This is a genomic window from Rhodococcus jostii RHA1 (assembly GCF_000014565.1).
Lineage (GTDB): Bacteria > Actinomycetota > Actinomycetes > Mycobacteriales > Mycobacteriaceae > Rhodococcus_F > Rhodococcus_F jostii_A.
Genome location: NC_008271.1, coordinates 262258 through 279355 on the forward strand (window position 1 = coordinate 262258; position 17098 = coordinate 279355).

16 protein-coding genes are annotated in these 17098 nt (G+C 65.0%); 2 read left to right on the forward strand and 14 right to left on the reverse strand.

Annotated features, from left to right (window positions below):
- Nucleotides 1-23 precede the first annotated feature (23 nt).
- From RHA1_RS44030 to RHA1_RS44050, 5 genes are all read right to left on the reverse strand, one after another.
- Complete coding sequence (locus tag RHA1_RS44030; protein ID WP_005245100.1) at nt 24-281, reverse strand: hypothetical protein; 258 nt, start codon at nt 279-281, stop codon at nt 24-26.
- Between the two features lie 227 nt (nt 282-508).
- Nucleotides 509-814: a hypothetical protein gene (locus RHA1_RS44035; protein ID WP_011600542.1), complete on the reverse strand. Its 306-nt coding sequence runs from the start codon at nt 812-814 to the stop codon at nt 509-511.
- Nucleotides 811-1335, reverse strand: coding sequence for a hypothetical protein (locus tag RHA1_RS44040; RefSeq protein ID WP_011600543.1), 525 nt, complete (start codon nt 1333-1335; stop codon nt 811-813). Before RHA1_RS44040 ends, RHA1_RS44035 begins: the two co-directional genes overlap by 4 nt.
- Complete coding sequence (locus tag RHA1_RS44045) at nt 1332-1751, reverse strand: hypothetical protein (protein ID WP_011600544.1); 420 nt, start codon at nt 1749-1751, stop codon at nt 1332-1334. The genes RHA1_RS44040 and RHA1_RS44045 overlap by 4 nt, the downstream gene beginning before the upstream one ends.
- Nucleotides 1752-1795: 44 nt before the next feature.
- Nucleotides 1796-3040: an IS256 family transposase gene (locus RHA1_RS44050; RefSeq protein WP_011598806.1), complete on the reverse strand. Its 1245-nt coding sequence runs from the start codon at nt 3038-3040 to the stop codon at nt 1796-1798.
- Nucleotides 3041-3776: 736 nt separating this feature from the next.
- On the opposite strand from RHA1_RS44050, the gene RHA1_RS48825 reads away from it, so the two are divergent.
- On the forward strand, nt 3777-4208 hold the full coding sequence (locus RHA1_RS48825) for a helix-turn-helix domain-containing protein (protein ID WP_011600546.1): 432 nt from the start codon (nt 3777-3779) through the stop codon (nt 4206-4208).
- Nucleotides 4209-4500: 292 nt separating this feature from the next.
- Here the strand turns inward: RHA1_RS48825 and RHA1_RS44060 are convergent, their stop codons facing one another.
- The 3 genes from RHA1_RS44060 to RHA1_RS44070 are packed head-to-tail and all read right to left on the reverse strand — an operon-like array spanning nt 4501 to nt 7334.
- Nucleotides 4501-5064, reverse strand: coding sequence for an inner membrane-spanning protein YciB (locus tag RHA1_RS44060; protein WP_011600547.1), 564 nt, complete (start codon nt 5062-5064; stop codon nt 4501-4503).
- A 28-nt stretch (nt 5065-5092) separates the two neighbouring features.
- Nucleotides 5093-6178, reverse strand: a complete 1086-nt coding sequence (locus RHA1_RS44065; RefSeq protein ID WP_011600548.1) for a GAF domain-containing protein — start codon at nt 6176-6178, stop codon at nt 5093-5095.
- A 37-nt stretch (nt 6179-6215) separates the two neighbouring features.
- Complete coding sequence (locus RHA1_RS44070) at nt 6216-7334, reverse strand: cytochrome P450 family protein (protein WP_237727132.1); 1119 nt, start codon at nt 7332-7334, stop codon at nt 6216-6218.
- Nucleotides 7335-7473: 139 nt separating this feature from the next.
- Here RHA1_RS44070 and pgfA point away from each other — a divergent pair, with 139 nt between their 5' ends.
- Nucleotides 7474-8529, forward strand: coding sequence for a cell envelope lipid trafficking protein PgfA (pgfA, locus tag RHA1_RS44075; protein WP_011600550.1), 1056 nt, complete (start codon nt 7474-7476; stop codon nt 8527-8529).
- A gap of 120 nt (nt 8530-8649) precedes the next feature.
- Here pgfA and RHA1_RS44080 read toward each other — a convergent pair whose 3' ends face one another.
- The 6 genes from RHA1_RS44080 to RHA1_RS44105 form a co-directional block, all read right to left on the reverse strand.
- Nucleotides 8650-9237: a hypothetical protein gene (locus RHA1_RS44080; protein ID WP_011600551.1), complete on the reverse strand. Its 588-nt coding sequence runs from the start codon at nt 9235-9237 to the stop codon at nt 8650-8652.
- 11 nt (nt 9238-9248) lie between these two features.
- Complete coding sequence (locus tag RHA1_RS44085) at nt 9249-9836, reverse strand: hypothetical protein (protein WP_011600552.1); 588 nt, start codon at nt 9834-9836, stop codon at nt 9249-9251.
- Between the two features lie 288 nt (nt 9837-10124).
- Nucleotides 10125-13097: a TniQ family protein gene (locus RHA1_RS44090; RefSeq protein ID WP_011600553.1), complete on the reverse strand. Its 2973-nt coding sequence runs from the start codon at nt 13095-13097 to the stop codon at nt 10125-10127.
- Entirely contained in the window at nt 13094-14155 is a 1062-nt protein-coding gene (locus RHA1_RS44095; protein ID WP_011600554.1) for an AAA family ATPase, read from the reverse strand. Before RHA1_RS44095 ends, RHA1_RS44090 begins: the two co-directional genes overlap by 4 nt.
- Complete coding sequence (locus RHA1_RS53150) at nt 14152-16197, reverse strand: TnsB C-terminal domain-containing protein (RefSeq protein ID WP_011600555.1); 2046 nt, start codon at nt 16195-16197, stop codon at nt 14152-14154. Before RHA1_RS53150 ends, RHA1_RS44095 begins: the two co-directional genes overlap by 4 nt.
- Complete coding sequence (locus RHA1_RS44105; RefSeq protein ID WP_011600556.1) at nt 16194-17087, reverse strand: TnsA-like heteromeric transposase endonuclease subunit; 894 nt, start codon at nt 17085-17087, stop codon at nt 16194-16196. The genes RHA1_RS53150 and RHA1_RS44105 overlap by 4 nt, the downstream gene beginning before the upstream one ends.
- Nucleotides 17088-17098: the final 11 nt, after the last annotated feature.

Here is a 17098-nt window from a genome sequence, read left to right on the forward strand (position 1 = left end):
GTTGTTCCGTGTTCAGGTGTCGTTCATGCGCCCATCGCCAATTGCTCGATGCGATGCAGTGACCCTGCAGCTTCGATTTCAAGTAGCCGGAGTTGTTCCGGTCGAATTTTCTCGCTGATGTAGTCCGGGATGTCCAGTCCGTGCGTGATGGCGAGGATAAGCACGGAGTAGTCGCCAGCAGGGATGCCGAGTTCGGCTGCCCGACTCTCGTAAACCTTGTGGTGTCTGAGGGGCGCGCGGGTAGCGATTTGCCCGCGGGGCCCCTTGTTGTGCTGTGCCATGAGGAAACCCTAGATCGAATCTGTAACCGATACGGGTAACCGGCGCTCTTCGGTGTGTCGCATGTGACTGAAGTGGCCATCGGAGGGGCTGCCTTTCATGAACGATTCGGCGTGTCAGGACTGAACGGACTTGGCCTGGGGTTTCAACGAGCCCGCTTACAGGGAGGCGCGACAAGATTGGTGATCGGGACCGATCTGCCCTGGAGAAGCGCGCTGTATCTGTACTGCTACGCGGGATGTCGGTGGAGAAGTAGGCGGACGAGCGAAGCGACCTCACGGATCTGCTCAATGGAAGCCGTCTCAGGGTCAGTAACGACCAAGTCGATGACATTGGCGAGCCTCTCTCGGGCGCCGACACTCAGGGTCGGCGCCTCAGCAGAGATCACCAAAAGGCCGCATTCGGCGAGAAGCTGTTCGGAAAGCACGGTAAGTGTCGTGACGCCGTCCGCAACGTTCCTGGCGTGGATGACATCCTCGATTGGGACGAGTTCCCACTGGCGCCCGTGGAAGTCGAGAGCATTGACGGTGGTCATGCTGCGACCCCTGTCGCACCCTGACGACGACTTGACGCCCAGGCGTTGGTAGCTGCGTTGATACGGACCACGGCGGCGTTGGCGGGTTGGGTGACGAGTTGTCCCCAGAAGGCGGAGGAGACGGTCTCGGTACCGCTGAACTCGATGCCGGCCAGGTAGTCGTACGCGTCGACTGCGGAGGCGGCGACTGCAGCCCATGCGTAGTCGGCGGCCTCGGATTGTGCACGGCCACCTTTGATTGCGGCAAGTCGATCGATGGCCTGCCAGCGTGCTTTGAGAGCGGTGACCCGGTCTGCAATTACGTCAGCATCCGCTGTCGGATCGATAGATGTTGCCCGACAGAGTTCGGCCACAGTGTGGGCGGCCGATGCGGTGAAGCCCGGGATGGTACAGAGGCCCCAGCGTGGGTTGTCGTATAGATCTGCGAACCAGTTCCAGCGAATCTCCATGGGACCTTCGGCGGCGGGAGGCGCTATCTGTCCGCTGGCCATCAGATAGACCCTGTCGGCGAGTGACGTCATGCCGCGACCTCGCGAGCTGTGCCGCCCCGGGGCTTCTGCTGCTTCTTCTTCGTCCGTCCCCGGGCAACTGCGAACGCATCGACCTCAGCGGCTTCGATCTCGCGGCCGGTGACGGTGAACAATCGTCCGGCCATAATCTGCTCACGGACTTTGACACCGGCAGCGAGCCGCTCCTCCAGTTGTGCCTCGCACTGTGCGAGCAGCGGGCATACCGAGCAGGTGGCCATCGCACGCTTCCAGGCCGCCGCCTTTGTGCTGGTGACGGTCCAGCCGGAGCCCTTACCTATGCACAGCCCCTGACCTATGTGGGACTGGGTCGCGGGCGCCTTGCCGCGGGTCTCGAGTTCGGCGGCGATCCGCCGCGACGTCGGGCATAGACGCACGTGACCGGCGTAGACGAACCCGGTCAAGTCCATGGGGGTGGTGTACGAGGGTCATCGCGTGACTCCTCGTTGGTGAGTCAGGCAGTCAAGGCCGGTGTCACCTCCTCGGTGGACTCGGTGCTGCTGTCGGTGGGCTTGTCGTTGCGGGAACGGGCCAGAACGTCCAGGCCGAGATAGCGGCGCCCTTCGATCCACTCGTCGTGTTGTTCGGCCAAGACCGCACCGACGAGCCGGATCAGGGCGGTACGATCCGGGAAGATTCCGACCACATCGGTTCTCCTGCGGATTTCCTTATTGAGGCGCTCCTGCGGATTGTTGCTCCAGATCTGTTTCCAAATCTGCTTGGGAAATGCGGTGAACGCCAACAGGTCCGGTCGTGCTGCGTCGAGGTGGTCAGCGACCCTCGGCAACTTCTCCGACAGTGCGCCGATGATTCGATCATATTGGGCATGAACAGAATCCGCGTCGGGTTGGTCGTAGACCGAGTGCAGCAACGTCTTCACCCAAGGCCACGATGCCTTCGGGGTCACCGCCATCAGGTTTGTCGAGTAATGGGTTCGGCACCTCTGCCACGAGGCGCCCGGCAGGGTCCCACCGATCGCCGCCACCAGCCCGGCGTGCGCATCGGAGGTCACCAACCGCACCCCGCCCAAACCGCGGGCGACGAGCGATCGGAAGAACGCCAGCCAGCCGGCACCGTCCTCGGACGAGGTCACATCCACGCCCAGGATCTCGCGGTAGCCCTCGGCGTTGACGCCGACCGCGACCAGGGTGTGTACATTCACCACCCGACCGTTTTCCCGCACCTTGAGCACCAGGGCGTCGGCGGCGACGAAGGTGTACGGCCCGGTATCGAGCGGGCGGCTGCGGAACGCCTCGACCTGGGTGTCGAGGTCCTTGGCCATCACGGACACCTGCGACTTGGACAGGCCGGTGATGCCCAACGTGTCGACGAGCCGGTCCATCCGCCGGGTGGAGACCCCGAGCAGGTAGCAGGTGGCAACCACGGTAGTCAGGGCCTTTTCGGCGCGTTTGCGACGCTCGAGCAACCAATCGGGGAAGTACGAACCGGACCGCAGCTTCGGGATCGCCACGTCGAGGGTGCCGACGCGGGTGTCGAAGTCGCGGTGCCGGTATCCGTTACGCGAGTTGGTGCGCTCCTCGGAGCGTTGTCCGTAGCCGGCGCCGCACAGTGCGTCGGCCTCGGCGCCCATCAGGGTGTGAATGAACATCGTCAGCAGCTCGCGCAGCAGGTCGGGGCTTGCCCCGGTGAGTCGGTCGGTCAGGATCTGCTGCAGGTCGATATCGTGGGCACTGGTCATCGCGTGGTCCTTCATCGAGTGACTTTGGTAGGTCTCTCGAAGAGTCACGCGATGGCCACCTTCGTTGGCTACGACACGCCGGTCAGATGCGGAACCGCTTCATACACCATCTTCATGGACGCAACCCCGAACCCGCACCGCCGGCACCGGCCCTCGCCGGTGTGCTCGCGTGCCATCGCACGGAGTCGACCGCTTGTGTAGCGGCCTAGAGACAGGTCCTGGGGCCGGACGGCGCCCGTGGATAGTTCGCGCAGAGCGTCAGCGACGGGCGGGCACAACGGGAGATCAGGGGTGTAGGTGAATCCGCAGGCCGTGCACGACGTGTGGTCATGGTTCGGACGATGCCTGGCCAGGATCTCGCGGAGAGGGCCGTTGGTCACGCGATCGTGTCCGTCGACCTTCTCCCGCCCAGCATGAGAACTTGCAGTCGCTAGGCGTAGAGCACCAGCGCCATCTAACGTGTTCATTTGCAGGCTCCGATCTGCATTCGAGGCCGCGGGTCGCTAACCCGCTGGTCTTATGGCTTGTCCGACTGCGCTAACAGTCGACTTGCTGTTCTGACGGTCCCCTGGCTGCGCTAACAGCCAGGGGACCGCTCACGTTTAGTGAGACCTCCATCCGAATCTATACCTATTGATTCATGAGTACCGTTATGTGCGCATCGTAACGAGGGGATTGCACAGTGTCTAGTGATGACGACTTTTCTGGTAGGGCTCAGTCTGTGAGCCGTCGAGTTATGCGCGGATTCCAGCCTGATCAACTGGAGAAAGCCCGCCGATCTGCTGGTGTATCGCAGCGCGAACTCGCGCGCCTGGCGCGGCTCAATGCCGACACGATTCGACGATGGGAACTTGGCGACTCGTCGCCCCAGGTTGATTTGCTCGCCCGTGTCACCGCCGCGATTGGGGTGTCCATTTCCGACCTCGTCAAGGTTCCGGAGAGTGAGCGCTACCCTGGCGATTGGCGGATTCTGCGAGGGCTTACCCAGCCACAGCTCGGTGCCGCTGCCGGCGTCACCACCCAAATCGTCGGAAGTGTCGAACGAGGCGAGATTTCGCTGTCTGACAACGTGGCCAGGAAGCTCTCTGCAGCGCTTCGAATCCCTGAAAGCGAACTGCGGGCGAGCTACGAGCGGGTACGAACCCGCCCCGCCGGCACTCCCGCGTAGCCCTCGGGCGTCTCGGATGCGAAGAAGACGGTTCCAGTCGTATTGGACGTGGGTGTTCGCGATCGTGGTTGTGCAGTAAGCAAAGTGAGTAATCATTCGACCTTCTCGCGAGCATGACGAAAAGCCCCTTCGAGGAGGGGCTTTCTGCGTGCTGCGCGGGCAACGCGAAAAGGTCGCGCCGCAACCTCGGGTGAGGTGCGCTGACGTCGGCCGACCGGGCACGTGCCAGAGGGGGCATCGCGCAGTCAGTCCGCTTGGCGAACTCTATGTCGAACCAACGTCGGAGGGGATATTACATAGCTTCCTCGGATTGGTGGGCGCGCCATGCCGTGAGGATGTAGTTGCGATGCCAGGTGGCTTGGGCGAGAGCGAGGGCCAAGAGACTTCCGGGTGCGACGAAGACGCGCCAATTGACCCAGGTGTCCGTGGACATCGTGTAGGCGACCACGATATTGACGGCGCCGACCGCAACCAGTGCCACGAACCAACTCCAGCTCAGGAAGCGCCAGACAGCGTCCGGTGCGCTCACCCATCGGCCGATGATGACACGCACCGGGTCACGCTTCGCGACCATCAACGACGTCAGGAAAGCGCCGGCGATTAGCCAGTACACACCTGTGGGACGCCACTTTATGAAGGTCTCGTTGTGGAACAACAGAGTCGAACCGCCGAGGACGAGCACAAGGCATAGACCGATCCACTGCAGTTTGTCGACTCGTTGGCGCCGGGCCAGCGTCACGATGATCTCGCCGACGACGCCGGCCATGACCACGACCGTCGCCGCGAAGATTCCGGCCGCCTTGTAGGTCGCCATGAATGCAACAACCAACGCGGCGTTGTAAAACACTCTCCACACGAGCTTTGTCCTCCGAAAATTTTCTCCGTCAGGAGGTTTCGTCAGGGATGGTTTCGATCTCGGGGGAGATCACCGCGACACCGATCGAGTCGCTGACGAGGGGATCGAGAAGGAAGCCCCGGAATTCGGCCTTCAGCCAGCCGCCACCGCCGCGTCGTGCCCGCACCGTGCCGGAGACCGGCCCCTTACGCACCTGCTGGACCCACTCGATGATCTTCGGCCAGTCTTCCTCATGGAGCGCGAAGGTCTGTCCGGTGCTCACGCCGTGTCCGAGGCCGGGGACGTGCTCGGTCACCCACTTCAGCCAATACGGGTACTGGTACGACAGATCCCCGACCGCGATGTACATCCCCGATGTCGATGCCAACATCGTCGACAACCATGCGTCGAGCATCGATTCATGGACAAGGGCTTCGTCGGTGCCCGCATCCCAGCAGATCCCGCGCACGCGTCTACCCGCCGGGCCCTCCACACACCGCTCGGCGTAGCGCAGCTCGCGGGTGACGTCGGCTTCCGCCCGGATGGTGAACGTGCCGTCAAACCTGTCCTTTACCTGGCAGTCTCGGATTTGGCGCACATGCCGCAAGGTGTCGGACAGGCGGGCCGAACGGGTGTAGAGATCTGCAGGACCGAAAACCGATCGATCCTGATGCCGGGTGGACATCCCGATGAGCTCGATAGCTCCGGGGTCCAACTGCAGCTGCGGTGGGGGCGGGTTGTCCTCCGAGCTCAGAACCCACTCCCAGGCCCCGACATTGGGGCGGTCCGGCGGGTTCTTCTTCGGGTCACCGCTCCAGATCTGAACTGCTACGACCACGCTCTTGTCGGGAGTCAGGATGGGGTGGGCTGCCGCGACCGGGCCCAGGGCGTCGGCGACCTTGCCCTCGAACGTCTCGATCTTGAGCTCGCGATCGGCGATGCACGTACGGATCAAACCCAGGACAGCGGTGCGTGCAGGTTCGCGAAAGACATTGCCGATCTTTCGCCAGTCGCGGTGTTTGGGGCCTTCGGCGACGACAAGGTGCTCGTCGCCGGTGCCGACGAAGACGGTCGTCCATTCGCGGATCGGGTGGGTGGGTTCGGCGGGGGCGCGCACGAGGGCATCAGCTGTCATCGGTTTATCCGTTTCTCCCGTACTGGCTTTCGGGTGGTCAGATCAGGTTTACTGGCATCTCAGTGGGGCCGTGAGTGCGCCAGGTATGTCGCCGGTCGAGTGTTTCCCATGGCTTCACCAGGGACAGGCCCGGGTGGCGTTGGAACAGGTGGCGAGTAGCGATGTCGAGCTGCATCACGGCGAGATCGGCGCCGAGACAGTAATGAGGTCCGCGGCCGAAGGCCAGGTCCGGGCGCTCGCCGCGGGCGGGGTCGTTTGTCGCCGCGCGTAGGGAGAGATACAGAGGACTGCCGGCGGGGATGCGGGTGCCGCCGACGGTGATGTCGTCAATCGGGAATCGCCGTATCGCATAGGACCCGGGCGCGGCGTCGAGGACAAGCTGCTTCACTCGGGCGCGCCAGAGCTGGTCGTCGGCGATTTCGACGAGTAGTTGGTCTCGATCGAGTCCGGCGAGAATGCCGATGGCGTTGGCGATCTGGTAGACGGAGTTCTCGAATCCGGCGAGGAACGTCAGGAACGCCAGGGAGATGAGTTCCTCTTCGGTCAGCCGGTCTTCGGCGTCGCGGGCGGTGATCCAATCGGTGATGACGTCGTCACCGGGAGATTTCCGTTTGGCCGCGATCACACGCATGAGTACGAGAACGATCGTGGTCATGGCCGGGATACGGGGGTCGTCCGCGGTGGGTTCGCCAGGATTCATTGCCATCACGGTCGCCGCGGCGGTACGGAACTCGTCGGCGTCCGTATCGGTCACGCCGAGGATCTCGGCGATGATGTCAGCAGGCAGGGGAGAAGCGTAGGCAGGGAAGAGGTCCACAACACCGGTTTCGTTCGGGTCGAGCTCGTCCAGGAGTCCGTCGACACGGGCGGTCACCATCTGCCTCACCGCTCCGATTCGTCGCCGTGAGAACGCGGGCGCTGCGAGAGCGCGGACGCGCCGGTGATCATCGGGGACCATATTGAGCAGGTTGCGGGCCAGTGCCGGTGGCAGGGGAAGACCCGGGCTGCCTGATGGGCCGCCGGGCCGGACATTGACGATTCCGGGGTCAGCGAGCAGTCGAGAGACGTCGTCGTACCGGGTGATGATCCAGACGCGCAGTCCGTCGGCGTCGGTGGCCTCGACAACTGGGCCGGCGGCGCGAAGGCGCTCATGCAAGCGATCGGCCTCCGCGACACTCAGGCCGGGCGCAAACGGATCGAGCACCAGGTTCCCTTCTGCGATGTGGCAAATACCTCAGGACGAAGATACCGGCTGACCGGGATTCTGCAGTGCTCCGGCGGCTAGGGTGCGCTACGTGAGTGCTCAGGTCGACACCGTACTGGATGAAAACGTGCACAAGGCGGATGCCGCCGACCGTCGGGGTTGGAGGAGATCCGCAGCGGTCTGCACTCTCCTCGCGCTCGGCTCGTGCCTGCTCGCCGTCGCTGTCTTGGTCCCCACCTACGGTGCCGCCAGGTTGAAGATCATCCCGCTCGATGTGCAGTCGGCGACAGTGTCGGTTGCGGAGGACGCGGCGGTGCTCAAGGCCACCTCGGTGGCTATGAAGGGTCCGCTGAAGACCGACCGGGGTGTCCCGCTGCGGATTCAGGTATACGTGACGACAGAGGATCCAGTTTCGGCCGATTCGACAACTCTGCAAGCGGCACAGAAGACGGTCCGGACCGACTGGGGCGAGGGGTTGGGCCTGGTCTCGGCAATGGTCGATCGAGTCACGATCGACCGACGATCGGGCATGCCGCTCGCCGAGCCCGTCCCGACCACTCAAGCCGAGCAGGGCAAGCCCCCAGCGGAGACGCCTCGCGAGGGAATTCAGTACAAGTTTCCGTTCGACGTCGAGAAGGTCAGCTACCCGTACTACGACGGGACGGCACGTGAGACGCATCCGATCGAGTACGTCGACGACGATCGCGTGGTCGAAGGCATGCGGCTGTATCACTTTCAGCAGAAGATCGGCCCTGTGAACCTTGGGAAATCGATCGGAAGTGTCGCGACGACGACCTTGCCCGCTGAAAAGTGGGGGCTACCTGGTGCGGAGCCGACCACGATGGATCTGCACTACTCCACGACGCGCGATGTGTGGGTCGAGCCTGCTTCTGGTGCGATCGTTGCTGTGGAGGAGCAGCCGAGGCGATGGCTGGCGCGGTCGGTTGACGACCCGAATGCCGTGACCACGCTGGAAGCGCACACCCACTTCGACGACGAGACGATCAACGGCCTTGCTCAACAAGCGAAGGACGCCCGTACCGCGATCCTGTGGGGAACCCGCTATGTGCCCGCCCTCAGTGCTGTGGTCGGCATTGTGTTGGTGGGGACCGCGCTCATCCTCGCGCGCCGCTGGTCACGCCGCTAGCCGAACTGGTCGAAAGTCGCCTACAACACCTCCGGACACGTCATTAATATCGACGGCACTAGCGGTTTCGCAGCATGCCAATGATCTGCGCAAACGGCACGTCTCCGCTCGGAGCTTTCCCTACTGCGAATCGCGCAGCTCGGCGTACGCAGACTGGGCCTTGGGCAGGGCGACGGCGTACTCGGTGGCTGCGGTCTCACCGTTTTTGTAGAAGTGTTCCTTTTCGTTGTAGCCACGGGGGTCTACGGTCTGGACGGCAAGCGCGTAGACAGCCGGGTCGTCGGCGCTGACGGTGATGGTGGCGGCGTTGTCCATGAATGTGTTCGTCGCGGCTTTGACCGCATCCATGGAGTCAGCAGCGATGTTGTACCCGAAGCGCCAGCCGTAGATGTCCCGGATGTCTACCGATGGCGGGGCCATCGAAAGTCCCGATCTCCATCCGGTTTCCGCTTCTGCCGCGAGGAGGGCCGCGAGTGCCTGGTCAGGAGAGCCGCTACGTGCCTCCACGGTCTCGACAATCGCTGTCGCGTTGTCACGGTGAATCTTGGCGATGAGGGCACTACTCGCCTCAGACCCGAACGGAGATGCCGCTGCGGCGGTACTCGGGACAGTGTGGGTGGTGCTGGGCGATTCGTCCTGGCTGCATGCGGTCAGGACGACGGCGAGAGTAGCAGTGATTAGTGCTGCGGTAATGCTCTTGCGGGTCACGGGCCCTCCGGTCAGTAGCGGATGTTGTCGATGAGCCAGCGGTCGCCCTCGCGGACGAGAATGACCCACACGGTGGTGTCCGGTTTAACCGTATCGGTGCTGCTGCCGGAGATCACGGTCTGTTTGATGGTAGCCACGCGGTGGACGAGGGTGTCTGTGTCCGCGGGACACCCGGAGCATTCGATGCTGACATCTGCGATGACCTTCGCCTGCTGCTGCGCCCACTCGTCCCACTGCACACCCGGTCCGCGCTCGGTGCGGGCGTCGACGATCATACGGTCAGCGAGCTTGGCGGTCAGCCAGTTCCGGGCCCGCCTGTACGCGTCATTCTGGGTGATGTCGGTGGCTGGGTACCAGGTGAACGCCACGGTCAGGCCCTGTCGGGCGGCCTGTTCTGCGGCGCGGGAGGCTGTCTGCAGCTCTGTGGCCTCCACGTCGACTGGTGGCGCCGCGGGCGCGGCGGTCGAGCGCGCGCTGATCGTCGACGTCGCCATGCTCGCCGAGTCCTCATCATGGTTGGTTCGGAAGAGGTACGTGTAGGTCAGGAACCCGACGACAGCGACCACCAACACCACGATGACGAGCTTTCGTGTCTTCACACCACCCTCCCTTCCGTCACCGAATTGGGCTGTTTAGCAGGATAAGTGAATCGTCCCCGGGTTCCGAAGGGGTGGTCCGGCACGAGGCGGGGCGGACCGATTCCCAGAGACACGCCCCGTAAGTTGGCGCGGAAGTACCGTTTGAGCTGACAACATTCGTTGCGCAAAACCAAGATTGACGAAAATCGGCGAGAATGCGAAAAGTCACTTAAGAATCTGCACCTGCTGTAGGTTCTCGTCCTTCTTGTCGTCCTGGTTGTGGCCGGCCTGGGCGGATGGTGCGTTTTCTCATAGGTTTGTCGCTCCTGGTTTCTCACTGTTCTGTCGCTTTCTTGGCGTGTTGAGTTCGCGGAGGGCGGCGCGGCGCCCGTCTGGGGTGAGTCGGTAGTAGGTGCGGCGTCGTCCTGGTCCGCATCCGGGTGGGGCGCCCGCGAGCCAGTCGGCCTCGTCTTCGTCTCGGCTGGTGAGCCATCGGGCTTGTTCGAGGCTTCTCAGGAGTGGGTGAAGGGTGCTGTGGTGGATGCCTGTGCAGTCGTGCAGGCCGTGGCCATAGAACTCCTCGGCATCGGTTGTGGTGAGGTGGCGTAGCAGGGTGAGTGTGGTGTGGGTCATCCGCAGCCGCTCGACGGCGATGTCACCGAAGGGATTGAGCGGTCTAGGTTTTCGTGGTGGTGTCATTGCTTCGCGCATCGCGTGTGCGAGGGTCTTCGCGTCGGGCATGGTGGGGGCGTTGCAGCCATGCAGGGCGGCGGTCATCAGTGGGTGAACGTGTTCGTTGTCGAGTTCGCGGAGCAGGGCGTGTCCGTGTGGGGTGGGCTGGTGCGCGGTGCCGCGGCGGGATCGGTGGAACAGGGGTGTGCCTGCGTGGCGTTCGAGGAGTTGGAGTTGGCGGACCAGGCTGGATTGCGTGATGCCGAGGTAGTCGGCGGCGGTGTCCAGGGAAGGGAACGCCATCGTGATCCGGAAGCGGTGCAGCCGGATCCAGCCGTGCAGGGTGCCCTCGACGGCTGCGCGGATGTTCGGTGGGAGGTGGTCGTAGGTGATGAGCATTTCGGTGCGGCTGGCGACGCCTTGCGGCCGGACCGGGATGCCGTGCCGGTGCAGGGCATTGTTGACGAGCATCTGTTCGGTGCCGAGTTCGACGGCGATGTCGGCGGTCGAACGAAGCTGGGTGCAGTATTGCTCGCGCAGCCAGGCCGGGTCGATGTGGAAGGGCGCGCGGGTCTTGCGCAGCGTGATCCCGGATTGTTTGGCGAATCGGGCGATGATGTGGCGTCCGATGCCGGTGTCGGCTGCGATGTCGTTCAGACTGCGTCCGGCTTGGATGTATTCGCGGTCGAAGAACTCGCGGGTGAACAATTGGGCGGCGTGTTGTTCACGCAACCATGCGGCGGGTGCCGCATGGGGCGCCCACTGCCGTTGTGGCTGGTCGAGACGTTCCATCGCGATGCGGACGTGTTCGGGGCGGACGCCGAGAACCTCGGCGGCCTCCCGCGAGGAACGGTTTTCGTCGACGACCAGGCGGCTGACCTTGTCGGTATCGAGGTTGCCGGTGTCGATGCCCGGCAGAGCGAGCCCGTCGGCGAGGTCGGTTGGTGGCGACCAGGTCAGTGGTTCGTCGATGCCGAGGTTAACCAGCAGGGATTCGGCGTGTTCGTGCAGGGCCCGGCGCAGCGGCGCTGCCATGGAGGTGGTGAACTCGACGAAGGTGCCGCGGTCAGCGGGACTGTTGAACGCCAGTGGGTGGCGGCGGTCGGCGAGGTCGGCGCCGGACAGCAGTTGATGCAGGTGTCGTTGGGCGTGCCGCAGCCGGCCTTGGCGATGCTTGCCGAGGTGCGCTCCGACCGAACAGGCGAGGTCACGCCACTGGGCCCAGGTGAGGGTTTCGGCGGGGATCTGCTCGCGTCGCCGCTGGTAGTCGATCGGTGTGCCGTGTTGGTCGAGGTGGTCGGTGATGCGGCAGAGCAGCGCGAGAACATCGGTCAGCGCCGATCCGGTGGGAAGCTTGTCGAATCCTTGCAGGGGGACGGTCAGGTTGGCGGCTGTGACGCGGGGGTTCAACAATCGGGTGTGGGTGTCCATCCGCTGCGAGGGATCACCGGGGACGGTCAGCAGGACGCTGAGAGTTGCTCGGAACAGGTCGGTGTGGAAGCCGCCCGCGACGGGCAGCAGGCGGCCGGTCCAGTCGGGCCAGAACAGTTGCGGCAGCATCCGGATCCGCACCGCTCCATTGGCGCGCGGTGGTGAGGCCGAGGGTGTGACGGTCCGCATGCGCAGCCGCACGGCTCCGGGTAGGTGGGCGTCAACGGCACGCAGGTAGCGGTTGGGGAACCGGCTGGGCATGGAGGCAAAGCGGCGATCGGTGAATTCCGGCGGCGGGATTCGTTGCGGACTTGGGGTTTTCGTGATCAGTGTGCGCAGCTCGTCGATCGCGGTGGCCTCGTCGTCGCCGAGAACAACTCGTGCGCGAGTCAGCAGTGCCGCGGTCAGTGCCGCATCGAGGTTGGGCGGGCTGCCGTTGCGTGGTGGCGGCGGAGTCGCGTGCCGACGCGGGTTGATCGCCCGGGCCGCAGCGATCGCGGCCGTGCCGTCCAGACGCAGCAACCAGGCCACCACCAGGTGCAAATCGGTCAGCGTCGCATGGGCGGGGGCGGGGCCCGGTTCGCGGGCCGAGGCCATCAGTTGATCGATCCACGACTGGACATCGAGGACTTCGTCGGCGGCGGGTAGGTCCGCGGCGGTGAACAGCTCGGCGCCGCAGCGCAGCCGGGACCGGTCGATGAGACGGATGCAGGTCCCCGCAGACGGTGGGGTGGCGCCGCCGACGATCTGCACTCGGGGTGCCGCGCGGCAGTTCGGTTCCGCGCAGGTGTCGTGCAGCAGCAGTCGGTGCCGCTTGCAGGCCATCGCCCAACTCGACCGCCATGACAGTTGCCAGCGCCCGTCGGTCTCGGCCAAACAGCGCGGGCAGAACCGTGAACAATTCATCGACAACCGTTCGATCCCGGGGACGGCGGGGCCGGTCGCGGCGTCGAGACGATGGGGCGCCAGCCCGGTCGCGGCTTCGATGCGGCGCAGCTGCGGGGAATCAGTTTCATCGACCAGCTGGCGGATCGACTGACCGGGGTAATCGATGCCCAAGGCGCGCAGCACTTCCAGCGGGGAGGTGTCGTTGCGGCGGGCGAGTGCGTCGATCCAGGAATCGAGGCTCTCGCCGGCGGCGATCGGCGTCCGCAACGGCAGTGTGGTGACCGCGGTCATCGCCTCACCCGCTTGCGTTCGCCGCTCGTGCGGGTCGCGGCTTCGAGCCGGTGGCGGGCCTTTTCGGAGGCTTCATCGATGCGGATAGTGTCGAGCAGCTCTTGTGACATCGCCTCGGCTCCGGTGCGGATCGCTTTGAAGCAGCCGCGGTTGATCAGCGTCATCAGCGACCCGATGTGCCCGCCGGTGCGAGCGAACAGGTAGTCGGCCAGGCCGGCGAGCTGTCCGGGCTGCCCGCAGGCGAGCACCAACTGTTTGTCGACCGCCTTGATCAGGGACTTCCAGTGCCGGTCGCGGGCGAAGGTCCCGACTTCGAGGCGGGTCCAGCGCCTCGCGCTCTGCGCCAACGCGGCCGAGGGCCCGGACAATCCCTCCTCGAAGAACCTCCGTTCCCCGAGACCGACACCGGCGTAAATGAACGTCACCGGCAGCTCGTTCGCCAGCCATTTCAGGTGATTGCTGACGGCGAGCCCGTCTCGGCTGTTCTGGTCGATGAAATGAATATCATCGATGATCCCGACCCGCGAATCACACGAGAGGACACAGTCCAGGGCGTAGCCGGCCAACTGGGCGGCGCTGCCGCGATCGGCTCCGGGATGCCCGTAGAACTGGCAGATCATCTTGTTCAACGTCCGCAGTGTGGTGTTCGAGGTCAGACCGACCCGGAACACCGGAATGTGCTCGTCACCGGACTCGGTGACCGGACCGCGGCGACGCAGCGCCTGGCGGTGATAGTCGCGGCCGAACAGGTTGACGATGGTCGTCTTGCCCAGACCGGGGAATCCGTCGATGACCGCCGCGCCCCGAACACGGTCGGGGTCTTGACGATTCGAGGCGACGATCAGCTCCAGTTCGTCGCGCACGGCCTTGAGCTGCGGGGTGGCGATGGTGCCGAAGTTGGCGTGCCAGTCGTGGCGTGCGTCGTCGTAGTCCTCGCGGGCGTCGCTCCCCAAGGTGGACAACGCCGTAGCGGTGAGGGTGTCGGGTCGGGTGCGGGCCGGGGTGTCGACGAACCGGCGCCACCCGTCCTTGCGGGAGAGGCTGTAGGCGCTGCTCACTCGAGCACCTCCAGCGCGTCGGCGTAGAAGTCGTCGACGTCGTCGAGGATCTCGCTGTCGTCATCGTCGTCGCCGACCACCGGAGGGCCCGAGCTGGTGGTGGCAACGCTCAGCGCCGGAACAGGGTCGGCGGCCAGTTCGAGCTCGGCTGCCGCGGCCAGGCCGCTGCGCTCGGCCGCCAGCCGGGCGGCCATGCGCCGTTCGCGCCGGTCGAGAACCTCACCGGCATCCCATCGGCTCAGCAGTGTGGCCAGCGTCTCGGCGGGGTCGGTGAAACGGTCGGTGCGGCGGGCGAGGATGCGGGCGTAGCGGGCGGCCTCGTCGGAGAACGGTGTGCCCAGCATCGGGGCGTGTTCCCAGTCGAGCTGATGCCACTGCCCATCGCCCGGGTCTTGAAAGTAGATGTGGCGGACATCGTCGTCGTTGACGCGGAACGGCCATTTCCCGGCGTCGAGTCCGCCGTAGGGGCTGGTCGCGTTGCGGTAGCCGTCCAGTGCAGGACCGTTGTAGCGGCGGCCGTCGATTTCGACGCCGTAATGCTGGATGGTGCGTTTGACCACCCGCAGGAACTCCAAGGCGAGCTCCGGTGCGGCCGGGATCCGCAGCACTCCCGCCTTGGCGATGCCCAGGGCGAACATGTCGTTCGGCGACATCGACAGGTTCGGCCACTCGGCGACCGCGATCCCGTCATGATCACTCGGGTGATAGACCGTCACGATCCAGTCGCGGATCACGTCCTCGAGCTCGTGCAGGAACAAGAACGCCTGCTCCTCGAGACCTTCGCCGCGGCTGTGCAGATCCGGGCCCTTGTAGGCCGGCAGATGCTGAATCAGGCCCTGACGCAGTGATCTGAAGAACCTCTCGACCGTGGGCTTGTCGGTTGGCTTTCGCGGCTGGGCCGGCTGGATCGAGATCCCCAATCGGGCGCAGACCCCGATCACGTGCGCCGACAGGAACGCTTTTCCGCGGTCGATCACCAGGGTCTCGGGCGGGCACCAGATCTCGGCATCGGCGCCGGTGTTCTCCTCGGTGAACACCAGATGCTTCGGCAACCCGTGCACCGGCCCCAGCGCCGGGCGCCCCGCGCTGCGGCCGGTGACCGACTCGAACAACACACTCGCGACATCAACCGATTTCGTGGACACCGGGGTCACCTTCAACCCCAGGATTTGTCGGTCGAACAGATCCTGCGCGACCGTGAGCTGCGCCCGCACCCACCGACAGGTCACCGGCTCCATCGCGAACACGTCCAGATCCTGGGTATCCAGAATCAGATACTCACCCGGACGCGTGGCGCGCAGGCGGCCGTAAACCCCCTTCGGGCGTTGGGCGATCGATCGCCGCGCCTTCGCTGACCCGCTCACCGCGTTCGTGCCCTTGACCAGCTCCGCCAGCCGCCGATAGGCGGTCGCCTGCGACGGCAGCGCTACCACCCCCACCCCGTGCTCGCGCTCCAGCCGCTCGGCCGCTCGCATCAGCACCGCCGAGCGGGTCGGTGTCGACGCCGACACCCCCGCAGCCAGTTCCGCGGCCACCGCCGCCTCCCAGCGCGGATCCACCGTCGATCCGCGGCCACGGCGGCGCCGGTCATTGACCAGCCCCGCCTCACCGGCATCCCGGTAGGCGGCCACCCACCGCTCGACGGTGCGCGACGCCACCCCCAACTCCGCGGCCTTGGCCTCGCAGCGTGCCTTCAATCCCACCGCCGGCGCATAGTCGGGGCGGGGCTCACCTGTTCGCGCGGCCTCGGCGTAACCGGACCTGTAGCCGGTCAATACCTCCCGGACATGCTCGCCCCGCGCTGCGGCCTGCTCCCGCTCGGCCGGCGACAGCCCCGCCAGCACCAGCCCCGGGTCCAGACCTTCTTCGACCGGCTCCAAACCGCGAGCCCGCGAGACGAACTCCGCCAAAGCAAAGCTTCCGTAGCGGCCGTCCGCGTACTCAACGACCACCTTGCGGCCGTCGAACTCCACGACCCGCGCCGCGTCGCCGTCGACCATCAGCCCCGCCCCGACCGCGACCGTCACCGTGCGCGCGTTCACGCCACCACCTCCGCCGACACCAGCGTGTCGCCGCCGAGAACCCGCGACAGATCCGTCACCAGCCACGATCGCCACAACAGGTGCAGGATCACCGGTCGCACCAGCCACTGCGGCACCGACAGGCCCAGCCGCCGTTCCAAAGTGGAGATCGTCACCGGCACGACCGCCGCATCGATCACCGCCGGCACCAGTTTGGTCGCGACCGTGGCAGGCCGCCTATACCCGGCCAGGAAGCGCACGTTCTCCACCAGCACCGCATCGGCGCCCGTCCATACCTCGAACCCGAAATCGTGTCGCTCACACACCGCCCTTGTCCACGCGAACTGAGCCGCAACCTTCGGATCGGCAACGCGGGCAGCTGCCTTCACGTCCACCACCGTCAGCGCTCCATCCTTGTGTGCGAGCAACAGATCCGGCACATGCCGTCGTTTCCGATCGCCATCGATACCTTCGAGCAGAAACGGTTGCGCCGCGATAGCCACCACGTTCCGGTCCTGTTCCGCTAGAAGGATTCTCGCCAGCTCCAGACGGCTCTCGTAGACCACGTGACCACCCGTAGTCGCCGACCAGTACCAGCCCGAATAGTGCCGCCGCCCCTGCCACGACCGGAACTCCCGCACCGGACGGCCCGCCAGCACATCCTCCACCGGTAACCGCCGCAACGTCGTATCGACGAACGCTCCGTCGTCTCCCCGGAACCGCACGGCCACTTCCGACCCCGGCACAACTCCCGCCAAACCAGTCCACATCAGGCTGCTCTCATCAGTCATGGCGGACACCCAACCGCCCAAGCCCAGGATCAGGCCGCAGACACGCCGAGAACGATTCTCACTAAAATGTCGGAAGCGACATCTGGGCGACAGATCGATGAGAAGAGCGACATCAATCATGAGAACCTACA

Excerpts from the sequence above, each read along its gene's own strand:
- RHA1_RS44030 (WP_005245100.1), bottom strand. The coding sequence starts at position 281 with ATGGCACAGCACAACAAGGGGCCCCGCGGGCAAATCGCTACCCGCGCG.
- RHA1_RS44035 (WP_011600542.1), bottom strand. The coding sequence starts at position 814 with ATGACCACCGTCAATGCTCTCGACTTCCACGGGCGCCAGTGGGAACTC.
- RHA1_RS44040 (WP_011600543.1), bottom strand. The coding sequence starts at position 1,335 with ATGACGTCACTCGCCGACAGGGTCTATCTGATGGCCAGCGGACAGATA.
- RHA1_RS44045 (WP_011600544.1), bottom strand. The coding sequence starts at position 1,751 with ATGGACTTGACCGGGTTCGTCTACGCCGGTCACGTGCGTCTATGCCCG.
- RHA1_RS44050 (WP_011598806.1), bottom strand. The coding sequence starts at position 3,040 with ATGACCAGTGCCCACGATATCGACCTGCAGCAGATCCTGACCGACCGA.
- RHA1_RS48825 (WP_011600546.1), top strand. The coding sequence starts at position 3,777 with ATGCGCGGATTCCAGCCTGATCAACTGGAGAAAGCCCGCCGATCTGCT.
- RHA1_RS44065 (WP_011600548.1), bottom strand. The coding sequence starts at position 6,178 with ATGACAGCTGATGCCCTCGTGCGCGCCCCCGCCGAACCCACCCACCCG.
- RHA1_RS44090 (WP_011600553.1), bottom strand. The coding sequence starts at position 13,097 with ATGACCGCGGTCACCACACTGCCGTTGCGGACGCCGATCGCCGCCGGC.
- RHA1_RS44105 (WP_011600556.1), bottom strand. The coding sequence starts at position 17,087 with ATGATTGATGTCGCTCTTCTCATCGATCTGTCGCCCAGATGTCGCTTC.